We start from the raw sequence: 19,552 nt of genomic DNA on the forward strand, positions 1-19,552 counted from the left end.
TTTATAATATATTTATAGAGAAGTCAGATAAAATAATTCCATAATAAAACCGCTCAAACAGCAATCTTTGCTAGCGTACGTTATAGTTATAAATAAGCCTAAGATTCCTGATTAATATAGAAGAAATAGTGACGGTATATGCTTAGGATATTAACGGTATCGTCACCATATAGCGTCACTATTTCTATCGGATAGCGTTATTACTATCTTACAAAAGTATATTCTCCTACAAAGATCTTAACTTAATCCATAATAAAAACCGTGAGTTTGATTTTATCTCACTCACGGTTCCATATAATAGATTCTTATACTTCTTATTTAACAGCAGCCTTTTTAGCTTTCCCCGTAGACTTCTTCGACTCGGCTGTTGCTTTCTTTACTTCAGCTTTCTTTGCAGCAGGTTTTGATTTAGTAGCAGGGGCCTCTTTCACTACCGGCTCTTTAGCATTAGTAGCCTTTTTGACCGCCGTTTTCTTTGCCGCTTCTACTTTTGCCTGTAATTTAGCCAATACCTTTTCCAATTCAGTAATCTCATCCCCCTGATTCTTAATGGTAGTCAACAAAGAATTTAGTTCTTCACTGTCTACATCAACAGGATACAGTGCATCTACCCGTTTGATAAAGTCACCCAAAATATTCATATAGTTGGTGAAAGCATCATAAGGAGAATCATAGATACCACGGTTCAACCACATCCCATTGTTCTTCGTTGTCATAAAACGGAAGTTATTGCTGGCCTGCAAGTAATCCCAATCCTGCTTAATACGACGATCATCACATAAATGAACACGTTCGGCTACACTATACAGTTTATTGAAAGCCTCACGTTGCATAACATTACCCAGCCAACAACTAGTATCTCTTTCTTCATCTACCCATGACATCGGATAGGCAACATCAAGCTGCGACACTGATTTCAGCTTCGTTACGATTTCCGTCGGTGTAGAGAACGTGATTCCCTTAGCTTTTGCACATTCAGGCAGTGCCTTCATAAATTCAAGAATATTGGAAGATAACGGTTGAGCCATACCAAGTGCACTCAATTCCATAAAGATATTGATGACTTGTTCTTCTTGTGGCAATGCATCGATCCAATTAATATACTTATCGGCAAACAAAGGATATTCCGCCCAATCTGAATTAGAGAAACGCAAACTGATGTCGTCAGAGAGTTTGAAATCCCGCAACAAGAGCTTAAGACTTGGAGCCTGATTACAGTGATAAACATAATGCGGGCTCTTCCATCCCAACACATGTTTAGCACCTTCCGTCAACATCCCTTTGAAGCCCATAGAAGCTACCAATCCACCAATTTCATCAGAATAAATCAGACTAGAATTGCGGAACACTTTCGGTTCTTTACCAAACATCTGTTTCATCTTATCACGTTGACGAAGTACTTCTTCACGGAAGCAATCCTCATTGGCCAGTGAAGACAAGCCATGAGAATAAGGCTCACATAAGAACTCGCAACACCCAGTTTCATTCAACTGGTGCAATAAATCAATGACTGCCGGAGCATGAATTTCCAATTGCTCCAAGGCTACTCCCGAGATAGAAAGCGCTACTTTAAAAGCTCCCCCCGAATTTTTCGCCATCTCAATCAATGTATTGAGAGCAGGAATATACGAACGTTCAGCGACCTCATTCATACCCGTTTCGTTGGCATAATCATCATAATAATAATGGTCATTACCAATATCGAAGAAACGATAACGTTTCAAATGGATAATTTGATGTATTTCAAAATAAAGACAGATAGTTCTCATTTTTATTTATTGTTTTGTTATTTACCATAGTTTCTTAACACAGACTCGTAGAGAGCACGGATTCTCAAGCCGACTTTTTCCCACGTAATCCCATCTACTTCCTTCTTTCCCTCTTCTTTGAGATATTCGAAAAGAGACGGATTGGTACACAGAGAATGGATAGCGTCAGCCATCGCATGAATATCCCAATAGTCAGTTTTTATCACCTTATCAAGAATCTCGCCACATCCAGATTGCTTAGAAATGATGGAAGGTGTTCCACACTGCATAGCTTCCAGCGGAGCGATACCGAAAGGTTCAGAGACAGACGGCATGACAAATACATCACTGTTCTTATAAACCTCATATACCTGTCTACCTTTCATGAAGCCCGGGAAGTGGAATCGATCGGCAATACCACGTTCGGCCACCAGGTTAATCATGGCATTCAACATATCGCCCGACCCCGCCATTACAAAACGAATATTACGAGTACGCTGCAATACAAGCGCAGCAGCTTCTACAAAATATTCCGGTCCTTTCTGCATCGTAATACGTCCGAGGAAAGTGACCACCTTTTCTTTTGAGTGATCGGGACGCGGAATATCCAGCAGTTCCTGCGACAATGGATAAACAGCATTATGCATTGCAAATACCTTTCTGGGGTCCTGATGATACTCGTTAATAACAGTGCGACGAGTAAGCTCGGATACGCACATGATACAATCGGCATGATCCATACCATTCTTCTCAATCGAATAAACAGTAGGATTGACTTTGCCACGAGAACGGTCAAAATCCGTAGCATGCACATGGATGCAAAGCGGCTTTCCGCTAACCATTTTGGCATGTACTCCGGCAGGGTAAGTCAGCCAGTCATGCGCATGAATGATATCAAACTCCTGCTGACGGGCTACGACTCCGGCAATGATCGAGAAATTATTAATTTCTTCGTGCAAGTTCCCGGGATAACCACCTGCAAATTCCATACATCCCAAATCATTCACATGCATATAAGAAAAATCAGCATAGATATGATCGCGGAAGGAGTAATATTCTTCCGGTGTCATTTCCAACAAACGTGATTTCAAGTAGTCATAGTGGACATCACGCCACACGATGGGTACTTGATTCATACCGATTATTTTCAAGAACTTCTCTTCTTCGCCGCTAGGTTTAGGCATACAGAAAATCGTCTCCATATCACCTTGCAGACTCAATCCTTTAGTTATTCCATAAGAAGCAACCGCAAGACCACCATATATTTTGGGAGGGAATTCCCATCCAAACATTAAAACTTTCATCTTCGTTCCTCCTTTTTTAATAATACTTAGACAGTAGCTTTAAGACACGCAGTATTTCTGCTACATTCATCGCAAACGATACTGCGCCACGTCCTTTGAAAGGCGGGTTCCCATCAAACAATTCGGGAATGGAACCAACACAGTGGCTTGTCATCTCATCATCATAACTAATCAGCTGACGTTCAACGAATGACAACCCGCTCATCTTATAAATTCGAAGATAAGCTTCCAGATAGAATCCCATCAACCAAGGCCAAGCAGTACCCTGATGATAAGCATAATCCCGTTGTATCTGCGGACCTACATAGTTCGGATTATATCCACCGCTCTTCGGACTCAACGAACGAATTCCTTTCGGAGTGAGCAGCTCTTTGGTCACAATATCGAGCACCTGTTTCTTTTGCGCACGATCCAAAGGAGAATAATCAAACGCTACGGTAAATATCATATTAGGACGTACACTCCAGTCCATCATATTACCATCTACGTAATCAAGCAAATAACCATATTCATTACGGAATACCTCGACAAAAGATTTTCCTGTCACTTCTGCCTGTGCATCAAGTTCATCTGCCAAGTACACATCACCACCTTCACGCACCAGATCAGCGATGAAACGCAACGCATTATACCATAAGGCATTAAATTCAACAATATATCCAGTACGAGGAATCACCGGATGGCCGTTCACAGTAGAATTCATCCATGTAATCGCTTTGTCCGTACCATTGGCAAAAAGTAATCCATTATCATGCAAGAAAAGATTCTCATGTCTTCGCTGACGGATAAACTCCATAATATCTTTCAGAAGCTCTCCATATTTCTGACGGCATTGTTCGCGGGAAGTCTCTTTGGCATATTGCTGCATAGCCCAGACAGCCCAAAGCAAAACGTCAGGATGCTCCATTTCATAAATCTTGTATCCAACAGGTTCTTCATTAATAAAATTACGAATCGCCTTTTCCGCCGTTTTCATCACATCCTCAAACTGGTCGATCTCATCAAGCGCAAGCGTCAGTCCAGGCAAGGCGATAAACATATCACGAGCACGGCATTTAAACCACGGATAACCGGCAAGAATATAATGTTCATCTTCCTGTTGGTTATGGAACTGATGAGCGGAATTTTTCAGACAGTGGTAAAAGCTATCACGTGGGGTACGATCAGCTACTTCAGCCTCAAATGTTTGTTTCAGTCTACGAGGAGTTACTTCTGAAGTTCCGGCAGAGAATACAATACTCTCTCCTTTCTTTATATCCACTTCGAAATAGCCGGGAACATAAAGGTCTTCATTGAAGTCATACCCACGTTCCTGTTCTTTCGGGTATTCAATCCCCCGATACCAGTCGGGCATGAAATGAAATTCACACTTTTTATTCAACTGCATATAAAGTTCCGGATAACCGGGATACATACAGGTTTTAATACCATTTTCCACCAGTTGATACTCGCGACTTGCCTGTGGGTTTTCGTGAGTGTACTCACGTACACTTCTGAAAGCAAGGAACGGCCGGAAGCGCAGGGTTGTAGCCGAGTGCGCATCAAGTAAAGTATAACGAATCAGGATTCTATTTTCATGATGTACAAAGATTTTTTCTTTGCGGAGGATTACACCTCCGACACGGTAAGTTGTTGCCGGGATATGCTCACAGTCAAACTCACGGATATACTTGTGTCCGTTAGGACTAAAGTTGTTTCCCTGATATTTGTGCAACCCCAAGTTAAACTCCGCACCGTGTTGAATTACCGTTTCATCAAGAGAAGATAGCAGCACATGATTTTCATCGTCGAGATTGGGAACTGGAATTACCAACAGGCCGTGATATTTGCGTGTGTTACAATCAACAATCGTCGTACAATGATAAGCTCCTGCTTTGTTCGTCCGGAGGATTTCTCTCTGAAGAGATTCTTCCAGATTCGTCATGAGGGTCTTGTCAAATCGTAAATAACTCATAGTTGTGCATTATTAAAGGTTAATTATTGGTCATTATATCGTATATCTATTTATTGTTACATACCGTATATATTGGCTGTAGCAGCATATACAATAGGTATAACGCCCAAATGTACAAATTATAGATAAAAACAAAAATAAAAAGGCTTTTTATTTTCAGATTTTGTGCAAATATTCGTAGTATTGCGTAAAATATCTAAAGAAAAGAATGTCATGAAGCAAGATATTCAGCGTATCATGCTGGCTGCAGCAAAGCCTTTGTTCCTTATTTTTATTCTCTATATACTCAAGATTATGGAAGTCGGGATGGACTGGGACTTCTCTCGCTTGGGGGTATATCCTATGGAGAAACGGGGACTGACCGGCATTTTAACCCATCCGCTGATACACAGCGGGTTCAGTCATCTATTAGCAAATACAATCCCTTTATTCTTCTTGTCATGGTGTCTTTTTTACTTTTACCGGGGAATAGCCGGTAAAATTTTTATTCTCATTTGGCTCGGAAGCGGACTACTTACTTTCCTGATCGGAAAACCGGGATGGCACATCGGTGCCAGCGGACTGATCTATGGCTTTGCCTTCTTTCTCTTTTTCAGTGGTATTCTCCGCAAATATGTTCCACTCATTGCCATCTCTTTACTTGTCACCTTTTTATATGGAGGAATTATATGGCATATGTTTCCTTATTTCTCCCCTACCAATATGTCGTGGGAAGGACATCTTAGCGGAGGAATTATGGGAACGCTCTGCGCTTTCGTTTTCGTAAATCACGGACCGCAACGGCCGGAACCTTTTGCAGATGAAACGGAAGAGGAAAATAATGAAGAAGAGAAGGGAAAAAGCCCTTAAAGGGCTGAAATAGCAGAGTAAACAGACCACATTTAATTTATCAAATAAAAGTAAAGCTGTCAAAAGCCTGTTTTACTATCTGATTGATTAGAGACAAAATATCCCAAACATAGTAAATCCAAACTTCTGACAGCCTCAAAAAGCTTCTGCCCTACCAAAGGAAGCAGATAAAGAATCTTTTATTCCAAAGGAATCCACTTATACTCTCCAAGCAACTTAGCAGAATATTTGCCTGTCAAATCAGGTATATTAGTATCATCCTCCACTGTTGCATCAAACTCCCATCCACAAACTAAATCATCTTCCTGTCCTGTAACCCTAATTTCCTCATTCATCAGCTTTTTAATTTCTCCCTGTGACTTGGCAGATTTCCAAAGATGGAAATGTTTGATATATCCAGATAGTTTCCAGTCATTTGTCATACCAAGATTCCCCCCCATATGTCTAAAAGCAATCATAGATGTTCCCAAATCATTCGGATTATAAGGATTACCATCAAGCCCTGTCGCCTGATCCTTCAATTCGCCATTCATATACACTTTTACAACAATAGGTTTTCCTTCTGAATTAACATCTCCATCAACTCCTTTCTCGTTAATAACTGCTGCAAAATGAACCCATTTCTCTGTCGTACTGAAATCAATGCCAGGTTCCAACAATCCCCAATTATCCATTCCCAACGACATACGTAGTCTCTTATTATCAAAGTTATTAATTACCCATCCTTTTCTATAATGTCCGGTACCATCTTCGATAAAGACATCCACCACACTACCAAAACCGGAAGTATATTTCAACTTCACCCACAACTCAACAGTGAAAACTTGTTCACCAGTATTACCAAACTTGGAATAGTTCTCACTTGCTCCAAAATCAATATACCCGTCATTTTGTCCGTCTACATACAATTCTGCAGCTACAGAAACATATTCTATAATCACAGTTGCTTTAAAATCCTCCATCGCTTTTTTAGCAGCCTGAATCAATTCATCCACTTTCTCCTGTGAAGGATTAGTCTCTTCTCCGTTTTCAATTTGCCGGATGCTCTTTTTTATCTGGATTAATACCAGTTCAAGTATATCCCTGCTCTCTTCCGGATACATTCCCGTCTTATTTCCATACTGCGATCCATCCCTCAATGTTTCCAGCTGATTTTGATAATCAGTCAGTTGGCTTATAAAAGCTACTGTGTCTACCTTTAGCACATTATCGTCGTCATCAGAACAAGAAATAGAACATACTGATATAAACAATGCACATAGCATTATTAACAACATCTTTACTTTTGTGACTTTTTTCATGGTTTATTTTTTATTAATAAATATGATTACTGTTTGCTTTCTCTAAATTTCCCAACCCAGTACGCAGTGCGGGTGAGATAATAATCAGGTTCACGGTTCTCATAATCCAAATAAGTAAACTCGGAACTTGTGTAAGGCACAGCCGGTTCTATCTGGCTCCCTTCATGCCATTCATTAAAGGAGGTAATAGAAATAGCCGAAACCCCAGCTTCAATGGCCTTTCGATACATAGCGTCATAATACTGCCCATCCGTTCTAGTCCGGATTACCGAACCATTCCAAGGACGTATACGTGTGTCTATATATCCGGGACCCACACTTGGAATAAATATCTTACCATTTTCCTTTGCCCATTTTTGCATACTTACCCAATTAGTCGGGGTAGAACCATACGTGAACCCGGTAGCTGCAAAATATGTATAGAAACCATCAAAATGAGCATTCAAAATAAAAGGCCGTTGCACTGTCGGACTAGAAGTCCATAATCCAATCATCAAAGCATCATAGGCTGTATTTCTGATTGTAATGGAACCACCAGGACTTAATAACTTTTCCCATTCACTAGGTTCGATTAAATAAGAGTCATAAATAAAAAACAAAGGTTTGCCATCCTTTCTGTAGAAGGCCGGGTGATTTCCATACCTCGTTATCAATTTAACTATGTTCTCCCGGAGATTCTGCACATTTCTGCTGGGATATGGCTCCAAGTGAAAACATACTTTTATTTTTTTCTTATCTGCTGCATCCAGTATAAGACCGATTCTCTTGGCTTCAGTCTCATCCTGTTCATTCCACCAGGTAAGTGCCAGCACTCCGGTACGCGCCATAACAAACATATCCATATGTTTGGTCAAAATATTAGGATCACTACTACTATATCTTCCTAATTGAGGATAAAAATTACTGGCTATACTCTCCTGTGTACCCGGAATGGTCCCCGGATTCTGACCGGATCCACCATTAGGATCGGGTGCTATAGCATGGGCCCAATGTCTATATTGACCGTCAATAGCCTCACTTCCATACCAATCATAATAAAAGCAGAAAGTATCATAATCCAACTCTGTACCTAAATTATTATTTCCTCCGTTATTCTCCGAATTAGAAGGATTATTATCATCTTCTTTGCTACAACTTTCCAATGAAAGTGACAAGAAAAAAATCATCATAAAAAAGAGTCTCTGCATCATAATTGATTTAATTTTAATTATTCATATTCTTTATTTTCTCATTTCAAATGAAGGGGGGACAGACTGGTCTTGAGACGCCCACTCCTTATTGGGATAGGCCCCCATCGTTACTTCTAATTTATTTCCCTTCATCAGTTCCTCATGACTAAACCAAGATTTATCCCATTCCACTCCATCCAGCTTAACCGATTGAATGTATTTATGTTTCGGCGAATAATTATGGCAATATACTTCAAAGGTTTTGTCATCACTCAACTGAATTTTTGCCCGTTCAAACACCGGACTTCCAATGACATATATAGGTAATCCTGGCGTAACCGGATAAAAACCCAGCTGCGAGAAGACAATAAATGCACTCATGCCACCACCATCCTCATCTCCCGGCATTCCCATCAAATCATTTCTAAACCATTCCTCCAGTAATGCCCTAATCTTTTTCTGGGTCATCCAGGGTTTATTGGCATAGTTATATAAGTAAGGAATATGTAAACAAGGTTCATTTGCCATAGAAAACTGTCCGACATTACCTGTATGATCAGGAAAACGCGAGAAAAATTCATACTTGCTTTTTCCTAAAGGAGTATCAAACATCTTTTCCAGCTCATCAACAAACGCCTCTTTCCCTCCCATCAGTTTGATAAGATCCGCTACATTATGGGGGACATCCCAACGATAAACCCATCCATTATTTTCGCCATAATAATCCCTTCCACCCATTCCACCGGAATAACGATAATCAAACGGAGTGATAAAATTTCCTTCACTATCTTTAGGATGAAAAAATTTTGTTTCTGCATTAAACAATTGATGATAGTTCAAACTTCTTTGCAAAAAGTAATTGTAATCCTCTTTATTATCCAGCAGTCTGGCTATTTGTGCCAGACACCATTCATCGTACACTGTACCTAATGTCACAGCAACAGCTTGCCTTTTCTCAAAACTATGTACTTCGGAAACAACTTCCTCTTCACCAGAAGCTAACGCCGGAAAATATCCGTTTGACACATAAAAAGAATCTAGCTTTCCGGCTTCCATATCCGACCACGGTGCTAATGTCTTTTCAGTGATAGCATTTCTACAAGCACGATATGCTTCCTTTAAATCGAAATCCGTAATTCCTTTTACATAAGCGTCAAGTACAGTAGCCACCCCATGATTTGAATTCATCCGTCGGCTATCACCTGTTATCTCCGGAAAAGTAGGCATCCAAAAATGTTTCATCTGACCAGCCATCCGGATAAAAGACTGAATCATATATTTCTCGCGTTCCGGTTCCAGTAATATTCTCAATGGATGGGTAGCTCTATACGTATCCCAGATCCAATCATCAGTATAAAAAGGAACACCGCTATCCTGATGAACCTGATTGTCAAAAGCACTATAATACTGTCCATCTTCAGAAAGACAAACCATTCGTTCATATGTTCTGTATAAAGAAGTATAGAATATAGTCTTACTATCCTCACAGTTTCCCTTTACCTGAATCTTTCCAAGAGCATCATTCCAAATAGTTCTACCTGTTCGTGTAAGAGTTTCCAAATCCTTTCCAGCCACTTCGCGTTCCATATTTTTTTTCGCCTGATCTACACTTATAAAAGAGATTCCATAACGAAGATTAATCCTTTTATCATTCTCTGGAAATTTCATTACGACAGTATTTCCTTCTTCCGTTTGTAAAGGAACCACGTCCGTTTCCAGATAAAGATACACTCTTGTCTCATAGGAACCGATTTGCTGATAACCAAAAACTTTGTTTTTCTCTACATGCAACTCTCCATTTGTCGCCCCGATCAAAAGCCCAGGTTGCCCTGCCCGGAAATCTAATTGATATAAAGCCGACTGATGAGAAGGGACATATTTTACCTCTATATCATAGTCACTCAAAAAAACACTGTAATAATAAGGCTTGATCTTTTCATTATCGTAATTATACAATATAAAAGAAGACCTACTACCCTTCTCTAAACTATCACAAAAGCTATTGAACGGATTGATAGAGAAGGCCGAATTTCCTCTATGACTTGTCACTATCACAGGTAATCCCTTCAATTTATTACTTGTATAATCCTCCCTTTGAGGATATATTCGTAACATACTGTTAGGTAAATGGACAGTCGGATAAGTCGGTACCAACAAGTGACTAATATTTCCCATATATGGATTTACGTAATCAACAGGAGCTTTTATCTCCACACATCCTCCAAACGAGAAAAGCGGTAACAACAAAAACAGTCTGTATGCAAGGCAATCTTGTATTTTTCTTTTCATAAATGTCCTATTCCTTTATAAGTCGATTTCTACTGCAGGAGAATAATTATATTTAGCTTCCGACGTACTGCTCAATGCTCCGATTCTGAAAAAATAACTATGTTCCCGTTCAATTCCAGTAGTCTGGCCCAAATCCATGCTCAATTCGTACTCCGTCAAAGGTGATACAGCAGTATTTATTTCACTACTCACTTTAGCTGTCTGGATATTACTACTTACATGGGACTCTGTATGTGCAAATAGAGCGATTGTCTTTACCGGATCTACCGTATATTGCTGTAAACTGAATTTTGCTACTACTTTATTACCTTTATATCTAATATCAGGATTCACGATACGTATGTAAGGCAGAACCTCAAACACCTTATAATTCTTTCCTTTATTAATTCTAAAATCAATCGTATCTTGAGGAATATAATTCCCCTTATTCAGAATTATTTTGTAATCGCCCGCAAACATGAGATTATTTTGGAATGTTCCGTCATTTTTAACAGCCATTGCCTGAACAGGAGGATTGTCCCATCCGAGTTCAATAAAATAAATCTGCGAACCTCTGATTATCTCTTGCTCCACCAACTCACCTGTCTCCATATCCCGGATTTCCCCACCGAATGTAGCATTTGGGGCTATATCCAGATTGTCCTTTTCACATGCTACAAAACATATGGAAAAGAATATTATTGTCAATAAATAAAAAGTTGCTTTCATATTTTCTGTCTTTAAAGTAAAGTTTTGATATATCAAGGATTCTGAACAAGTCCGTTGCTACCGGTACCAGGAATATCCTGATAGTACCAGGAATAATCAAACGAATGTTTGTTCACTCCAGGAGCATCCATGCGTACAAAGATGTATTTAGGAGTTTCTCCTCTTAAATCGAGGAACGGAACTAAGGACTTCTTTATTCGGTTCTCATATTCCTTATGAAATATCCTCCAACGAATCAGATCCCATCTGCGTCTATTCTCAAAAGCAAATTCAACAAAACGCTCTTTACGTACATTCTCTATTGTTAATGGAATTTCGTCTTTGTGTGCAGCTCGCTTTCTAACAGCATTAAGCGCTTTTTTTCCTTTTTTCAGCTGTTCACCCGTTGCAGACGAATGTTCTATGGATGCTTCCGCATAATTCATCAGAATCTCAGCATAACGAAATTCGATCCAGTCTGTAAATCCCTTATTCCACTCAGAAGTCACGTCTTTACTTTCCTGCAAGAATTTGCGAAGAAGAAAACCAGAACGGGTGTAGTTACCACCAACAGAACTAAATCCCGAATACATTTTCTGATCCTGCGCACCAAACGAATAGTAGGTCTTTCCATCTTTCCCCTGAGTACTGGCATCTGTTCTGAACACATAACTTCCATCGGGACGAATAAATCCTCCCTGAATAATGATTTTCTGTCCTTTCCATTGCGTACCCGGAAGAATCATAGTAGCCCACATACGAATATCCTTATCATTGAATATTTCATAAGGAGCATCCATTGGATAAGAATAATAGTTAGCATTTCTGTCAAAACCAGAAAAAATTTCATTATTATCCACACGAGTACGGATAGGCTTACTTAATCCTTGCCCGTCATCCGTATAATCTTCATAAATATCGGCCAGATCTAACGAAGGATTCATACGTCCCGGATGCGGCCAGCCGTTTGCTACCTGATTAGGACGATACCAAATATCATAATTGTGTGCAAGTTGGGTACCAGATGTATATCCTTTAATAAAAATAGGTTCCTTCGTTCCATTCAATACACTGTTTGGATCCTCAAACAGTTTTTTATAATTTACGATAGCTTCGTCTCTGCTTTGAGGCTCTGCACCATATAAACCATACAACCCACTCTTCATTATTTCATCAGACGACTGCATACAGATTTCATAATAACGATCTGCTTCCGAAGCATCAATACCCACAAGTTTCTGTTCTACAGCCGGCCCCGACAGACCCACATAAGGCTCATGAGTATATTTGGCAATCGAAGCTGCATATAAAGCTGCCCGAGACTTCAGTGCCAATGCAATCCATTTATTAGCACGACGAGTATCTTCTGAAGACTCACTTAGTTTCCGGATAGCGTCATCACAATCGCTCAAGATAAAATCCCATGTATCCTTTTCTGTGCTGCGGGGCACTTTCAATTCTTCTACATCTCCATTATACACCTGAACTTTCTTGATAATCGAAACTCCACCATACCGCTTTGCCAAAGCAAAATATGTATATGCACGTAGAAAAGCAGCTTCACCCTCCAATAATGTTTTTTTATTATTGGAAGTATTCAACGTAGGAATCGTTTCCAACAGGTTATTAATATCCCTTATCAATGTGTAAATACCAACAGAAGCATTATACAAACCTTTATCATCCGTATATCTTTCCCAAAAATTAAATCCTTCACTTCCCCATTCGTCGAATTCAGAATGCATCGCTTCGTCACAGTACATAGCAGCAGCCCGTCCACCATTATTCGGATCAGTATTCCCAATTCCCAAATTAAAGCCCTTATCAATCGCATAAGAGAAGTCCTCGATAGGAAGACGGCCGTAAAGATTTGCCATGTGCATCGCAATCCCCTCTTCAGTAGTCAGGACTTTGTCTGCAACCACCTTATTATTAGGCTCTATATCCAGAATATCCGTACATCCTGCAAAAAGAAGAGCCATATTCAGCAATAGTATAATCTTATATTTCATAATCTATCAGAAATTAGCAGTAAAACCAATATTAAAACTTTTAGTCAGAGGATAATTCATTCCAGCACTATAAGAGCCTTCCACCTTTTCCGGATCAAACGCTTTCACAAAAGAATCACAGAAGGTTAAAAGATTATAGCCATTAATATAGAATCGTATATTACTAATACCACTCTTTCTCAAAATACTGTCTGGCAATGTATAACCCAGTTCCAAAGTTTTGAGTCTTAAATAAGAAGCATCACGACGCCAGATATTACTCTCTTTATACATAGCTCCAGTATCCTGTATTAAACGGGTAGCAGGCCATTTCCCGGCAACCCATTTACTATTCGGATTGTAAGGGTCTTCTTTGCGCCATCTGTCATAGAAATAGGCTGGAGTATTCGCTCCTTTTGACCACAGTACCTCGGCATAAACCTCTGAAAACTGGACAGTATACATTCCCGCTCCCTGAAGCAAAGCGTAGATATCGAAATTTTTCCAAGAAGCCTCCAAATTAAAGCCATAATGAATCAGTGGAGTACCTGACCAAAAGAGAGGCATTCTATCATTATCATCGATAATACCGTCACCATTAGCATCTACATAACGGTAATCCCCCGGCAGTTCCTTGCTATTTCCCAACTCTCCATCCTGAACAGGAGCATATTTTATTTCCTCTGTAGTCTGGAATTGCCCATTAGTTTGATACCCCCATGTGAAATCATTCCAACGTCCGGAAGACTGATTTCTCCAACGATCCATGCTACTGATGAAAGGTCCTCTTTCTACATGCTCCATCCGGGTGCGGGCTAAGTTCATATTCGCTTTGACGCTATAAGAAAAATTTCTGATCTTATTAGTATGCCCGAGCGTTATGTCAATACCCCTCGTCAAATCACTATTCAAATTTTCCTGTGGCAGTTGCGAACCAAATGTATTAGGTAATGCCACCACTCTTGTAGCTAACAATCCGCTTCTTTTTCTTTGGTATAAGTCGAACTCCAAAGAGAATAATCCTTTGAATATAGAAAGATCGAATCCTATATCAAGTAACTTAGCTTTATACCAAGTTAAATTCGTATTCGTAATAGAGGGAGCAGAAATGCCCGAAGTGGTAGTTCCGTCATTAAATTCATAAATACCAACATTAAGATTATACCCCGACACATATTGGAACGGATCACCTGCATCCTGTCCGGACTCCCCGTATGAAGCCCTGATCTTCAGATTATCAAGAAAGCCCAACTTTTCCTTCAAAAACTTCTCTTCCGACAAACGCCAACCAATAGACCCCATAGGGAAAAAAGCCCATCTGCTACCAGGAGCATAGCGGTAAGAACCATCATTTCTGAATCCTAATTCTAATAAATACCTTCCTTTGTAATCATAGTTAAACCGACCGACATACGAGATAAAAGCCTGTTCGTTGGACATCCCCCCTGAAACAGCATCTTTCAATCCGGCATAATCTACTTCATCATAAGTCAATAAATCAAACTTACGTTCTATATTCGACCAATCGCTTTTTTCCTGTCTCCTTTCATAAACCAATGTAGCACTTACATTATGTGTATCATTAAACAACCTATTGTAACTGATTTGTGCTTGCATGTCAAGCCTGCTCGCTTCGTTATTATTCACTTGTATCATAGAAGGATTATTGTATTCATTCTCTATATATTCATCCGTTTCGATAGCGTATGTATAAGTAGAAAACTTCTTTCTCAATCCTTTATGTTTATTGTGATTATAATCATAGCCTAATTGCCCTTGTATAGATAATCCCTGCACAAACGGTACTTCATATTTTAAAGTGAATGTCGATTGAAAGTTTTTATTATAATAATAATGATAACCTGTCATATCCGCATCCGCCAAAGCAATGGGATTAATTCCCATACTTTGAGTTGCCAAATAGTCCGGATTGTTATTGGCATACGCAGGCACAGTCGGCACATTCACACGGGTCTGCTTGAAGATCTCATAGAAAGAGTTCCATGGCTGGCTGGTCTTATCATATCTACCTGCCAAATTAACTCCTGCGGTCAATCCTTTAGCTATTTTTATATCAGTATTCGAACGAAAAGTAAATTTCTCATATCCCAAATCACCGGATTTCAACAACCCTTCATCAGATGCATAGCTAAAACTACCAAAGTATGAGACAATATCCGAACCTCCTTGCAAGGACAAAGTATATTGCTGTTGAATAGAACTATTCTTAATCACATGATCGTATAAATCAGTACTGGCATATCCAGAAGCACCCGTCTTCCATAATTCCAGTTCTTCTTTTGTAACCAATGGATTACCTTCTCCTAATATTGCAGCATCATTTCTAAGCTCCATATATTGAGCTGCGTTTGCCATCCTAGGAATATTAGTCGGTTTAGACCATCCCCAATTAGCCGACAAGGATATTTTCGCTTTTCCTTTATATCCTTTTTTTGTTGTTACAACAATGGCTCCATTAGCCGAATTCATACCATAAATAGCTGCAGTACCATCTTTCAGGAAAGAAATGCTTTCTATATCATCCGGATTAAGACGCTGAAACTCATTAGCCCCATCTCTGACAATCCCATCAATAATGAAAAGCGGAGTACCCAAACCACGGATATTGATATCGGAACGAAATTGTCCCGGTTCACCGTCATTCTGCCGTATCTTCAATCCCGAGACTTTCCCTTCAAGTGATTGTGCCAGACTGGTAGCTTTCGTTTTAATAATCTCATCATTTTTAATATTAGAAATAGCACCCGTCAAACTCTCTTTTTTCTGAACTCCATAACCTACCACTACCACTTCATCCAACGCCTGTGTATCTTCCAGCAATTTGATAACTAAAGACCGCATATCAGACACTTTTATTTTTTGAGTGCGGTAACCAAGAAAACTAATAGTTAATTCCGTCCCGACAGGAACCTCAATGGAAAAATCTCCATTCATATTAGAGATAGTTCCCTTCCCGACCACAGAAGATTGAATACTGGCTCCAATAATCGGTTCGCTGGCGTTGTCTATAACTTTACCCGTTATCAGGTTACTTTGGGCAAGAACAGAAACTGAGAACAGTAAGTCTCCCATCATCACAAGAAAGAACCTTAAATGCACATTCCAGTGCTTCTCTTTGCAAATGCGTGCTTTCATAAATTATAAATTAAGTTGATATATTGTTCAATCAATCATCTATTATAGATCACTATGAATCATGAACCTACTCAAGAGGTATCAGTACACTTCATAACTCGATAGATTTGCGATTAATTGGTACTGCGAAAGTATATGAGAGGCATTATCACAACATTAATTTCATATTAATAATATGATTTTTCTTATCACATTCCATATAAGTACCTGATAAACAAAGAGAAAAAAATAGAAATATTTTGCCCTCTTATGAAGAAAATAAAAGAACCCGAAAGCAATAAAGCCACTTCCGGGAAATCATTAATGCACTTTTAATGCAAAATTTATTTCATTCAAAAAATAAATTCCACCTATCAGCTCTCACAAATCACATCATCGTATGTAAATTCGGGAGAAGTATTCAATAAACGGTTATAATCAGCACAATACTTATCAAAACATTGTTTAGCAAGTCCTTTTTGTCCAGACAGAAATAACGCCCTGCACTTTATACGAATAGCATCTTCATCCGTACAGTCATGCATCAGTATAATATCCGCTATTTTCAGCAATAGTTTGTTGTCTTTCCCAATCTCTTCACGAACACTGATAGAAAGAAGTAGTTCTATAACGTTATGAGAATACTCCGATTTATATTCATCCACCCATTCCGTACTTACATTAGGCAGCAACACCCCCAAAGATGCCAACTCTACAAAGTTGACAATCATTTCTTTATTAGAAGAATTATAGAATTCAAAAGCATTTAAGATCTGGCATACCTGATGATAATCACATAGGGTATCTTTACCCATATCAATATACCAATAATCATTTTTATTAACAATCTGTACTTCCCCGACCGTCTCAAGAATTAGCCGAAGTTTACGGATATTAACCCTACGGTTGTTGGCTGCACTCGTTTTACTCATATCAAACCAAAAAGTCTCTTCCAATCTTTGTGAAGTTGTTCCCTTTCCACCTTTGATGGAGTTTAGCAATAGGAAAAGAAAAAGTAATTTAAGAGTAGGCGTAAATTCACCCGTTATATTATTCCCTTGTTTATCAAAGACCTGAAAACCACCAAGAAGTAAAATTGCAGATATTTTTCTGTTAGATGGCTTAGCAATCTCTTGTTCTCCATATTCCACTTTGGAAATAGTCATCGAAACTCCAGTTGTTTTACTTTTCTTTTTCTTGTAGACATATACAATAACGAAGAAGAAGAATACCAGACATATTAAAATGCTTCCATAGATAACCCATGTAGAAAAATGACAATCTTTGTTCTTTTCCATATAAATCTCATCTGACGATAAAGGAGGATATACTAAAGAATATACATCTAAAACTGCCTCACCCGGTATCTTCTCCTGAACAACAAAAGCATACAACATCTGGTCTTGATAAAGAAATAAATCACAATAAGACTTAATATCCAGAAAATCATATTCGATAGAATCACTTACTATTTTGGATTGTGGATTTGAGGTACAAATATCAAAACTGCACAAGTTGAGATTGGTATGGAAACGATCATTATTATAAACCAAAGCATACAACTTATCAGCGACAGTATCTATTATCATTGAATTACTAAACGTAAAATGCTCGCCTTCATTAAAAAAAGACCACACTTTAGAACATGATTTATCCCGGATATTCAACCGATAAAGATCATAGTAATTCTGTGGAGACTCTTCCTGCTTTCCTGAACGGCTTCCATACCCGCCCATTATAAGAATGTGGTCTTTATCTTCAATGCCCATAGCACTTAAATACCGAGGAGTGATACAGGAATCCAAAGAAATAATTTGCCATTGATCTCCGTCATTCAAACCTTTTTCCACAAAATCTGCATTATAAGTATGGCGTCCATATCCTCCAAAAAGGATCAAATGATTGGTTTCCGGATCTATCATACGATTATGATGCTGTCTGGAGTCCACTTCCCACGTAGAAGGAATCGACCATTCATGCGTGGCAAAATTATATTTGCTTAAAAGAGGATGTTCAGTAGAATAGGAAATCAACTCGTCAGTAGCAGCAGAATAAATAACCTGTCTGGATACTCCAAAATAAGGTTCTCCTTTTTCAACTGATAGAGTATCTACCTGTTTATTATCGACATGGTAGACCAATACCTTCTCTTTTAGTACCATAAATATCCTACCACCTATACTATCATAAGCTAATTGAAGATTTTGACATTGAAACTTCTTACTATCAAATTTCAGGGATTTCTCTTTCTGCCAGTTATAATGTCTATCTATTTCCCAAATGCCATTTTGAACAATTGCACGTTGAGCCTCTACTTCATCCATTGTTTCTCCTTTTCTGTTATGCAAGGCCAGCTTCCAGCATCGTATTATTCTACCATCCTGATTATACAATTCAATGTTACGCAAACTAACGGGAGGAACATCGGTCGTATAATACTTTGGATGCCTATTGCTTCCAAATAAGAAACTTAGACTGTTAAAGTCTTTAAAAGAATGACGCATCATTTGAGTAGCCTCATTCACCGAAATCTTAATCCCCTGTTCTGTGAAATCAAGCCTTATCTTAATCCACTCATCCTTTACTATTTGAGTACTGTCTATAAAATCCACATTCTCAACAATCGAACTACCTTTGTTCAATATAAAATTGAATTTGGATCGTAGTTGATAAGATATAAAATCCAAGCAAGAAGAAGTATCGTCGGAGATTATTCTAAACACATATCCATAAGTATGCAATTCCTCTCTCAACTTAATGTCAAAACTAAGCGAGAACTTATTACCCAGATGCAGACTTCTATCCGGAGTCAGATCAAGACTTGTTCTTTGATCCTGATTAACAGTATGTGCTTTGAAGGTAAGTCCATAACGATAATTGGACAATATAGTAGTATTTGCATAGCCCCATTGCAATGTTACAAACAAGCAGAAAATGAGAAGGCTGATCAACAAATATCGTTTTTGTTTCATTGTTCCGTGATTTTTTCTTTTTACTTATATACAATAAGGTTAACTTAATAACAGAGGTCTTTTCATGACAAACAAGAAATTCCCATCTATCTGCAACTATGACAGGAGACGTTCAAGTAATGCAAAGACACATATTAAATATTTATCTACATC

General features: G+C 38.7%; 11 protein-coding genes. 1 reads left to right on the top strand and 10 read right to left on the bottom strand.

Annotated features, from left to right (window positions below):
• Positions 1-314: 314 nt before the first annotated feature.
• From LPH68_RS13970 to LPH68_RS13980, 3 genes are read right to left on the bottom strand one after another with little or no spacing between them, the layout of a single operon-like run.
• On the bottom strand, positions 315-1,769 hold the full coding sequence (locus LPH68_RS13970) for a glycoside hydrolase family 57 protein (protein ID WP_004316708.1): 1,455 nt from the start codon (positions 1,767-1,769) through the stop codon (positions 315-317).
• A 17-nt stretch (positions 1,770-1,786) separates the two neighbouring features.
• Positions 1,787-3,052, bottom strand: a complete 1,266-nt coding sequence (locus tag LPH68_RS13975; RefSeq protein ID WP_004316709.1) for a glycosyltransferase family 4 protein — start codon at positions 3,050-3,052, stop codon at positions 1,787-1,789.
• Positions 3,053-3,068: 16 nt separating this feature from the next.
• Complete coding sequence (locus tag LPH68_RS13980; RefSeq protein ID WP_008019777.1) at positions 3,069-5,006, bottom strand: glycogen debranching enzyme N-terminal domain-containing protein; 1,938 nt, start codon at positions 5,004-5,006, stop codon at positions 3,069-3,071.
• A 213-nt stretch (positions 5,007-5,219) separates the two neighbouring features.
• On the opposite strand from LPH68_RS13980, the gene LPH68_RS13985 reads away from it, so the two are divergent.
• Positions 5,220-5,855, top strand: coding sequence for a rhomboid family intramembrane serine protease (locus tag LPH68_RS13985; protein WP_032851259.1), 636 nt, complete (start codon positions 5,220-5,222; stop codon positions 5,853-5,855).
• Between the two features lie 179 nt (positions 5,856-6,034).
• Here the strand turns inward: LPH68_RS13985 and LPH68_RS13990 are convergent, their stop codons facing one another.
• From LPH68_RS13990 to LPH68_RS14020, 7 genes are all read right to left on the bottom strand, one after another.
• Positions 6,035-7,156 (bottom strand): DUF4972 domain-containing protein, encoded by a 1,122-nt coding sequence (locus tag LPH68_RS13990; RefSeq protein ID WP_004316715.1) that lies wholly within the window; start codon positions 7,154-7,156, stop codon positions 6,035-6,037.
• Between the two features lie 26 nt (positions 7,157-7,182).
• Entirely contained in the window at positions 7,183-8,346 is a 1,164-nt protein-coding gene (locus LPH68_RS13995; protein WP_004316718.1) for a glycoside hydrolase family 99 protein, read from the bottom strand.
• A 30-nt stretch (positions 8,347-8,376) separates the two neighbouring features.
• Entirely contained in the window at positions 8,377-10,614 is a 2,238-nt protein-coding gene (locus tag LPH68_RS14000) for a GH92 family glycosyl hydrolase (protein ID WP_008645637.1), read from the bottom strand.
• Between the two features lie 15 nt (positions 10,615-10,629).
• Positions 10,630-11,322, bottom strand: a complete 693-nt coding sequence (locus tag LPH68_RS14005; protein ID WP_151923552.1) for a DUF3823 domain-containing protein — start codon at positions 11,320-11,322, stop codon at positions 10,630-10,632.
• A gap of 32 nt (positions 11,323-11,354) precedes the next feature.
• On the bottom strand, positions 11,355-13,313 hold the full coding sequence (locus tag LPH68_RS14010) for a RagB/SusD family nutrient uptake outer membrane protein (protein WP_008645635.1): 1,959 nt from the start codon (positions 13,311-13,313) through the stop codon (positions 11,355-11,357).
• A 6-nt stretch (positions 13,314-13,319) separates the two neighbouring features.
• Positions 13,320-16,448, bottom strand: coding sequence for a TonB-dependent receptor (locus LPH68_RS14015; protein ID WP_049701982.1), 3,129 nt, complete (start codon positions 16,446-16,448; stop codon positions 13,320-13,322).
• A 353-nt stretch (positions 16,449-16,801) separates the two neighbouring features.
• Positions 16,802-19,399, bottom strand: coding sequence for a hypothetical protein (locus LPH68_RS14020; protein WP_049701981.1), 2,598 nt, complete (start codon positions 19,397-19,399; stop codon positions 16,802-16,804).
• Positions 19,400-19,552: the final 153 nt, after the last annotated feature.

The sequence above is a fragment of the Bacteroides sp. 1_1_30 genome, from assembly GCF_020982715.1.
Classification (GTDB): domain Bacteria; phylum Bacteroidota; class Bacteroidia; order Bacteroidales; family Bacteroidaceae; genus Bacteroides; species Bacteroides xylanisolvens.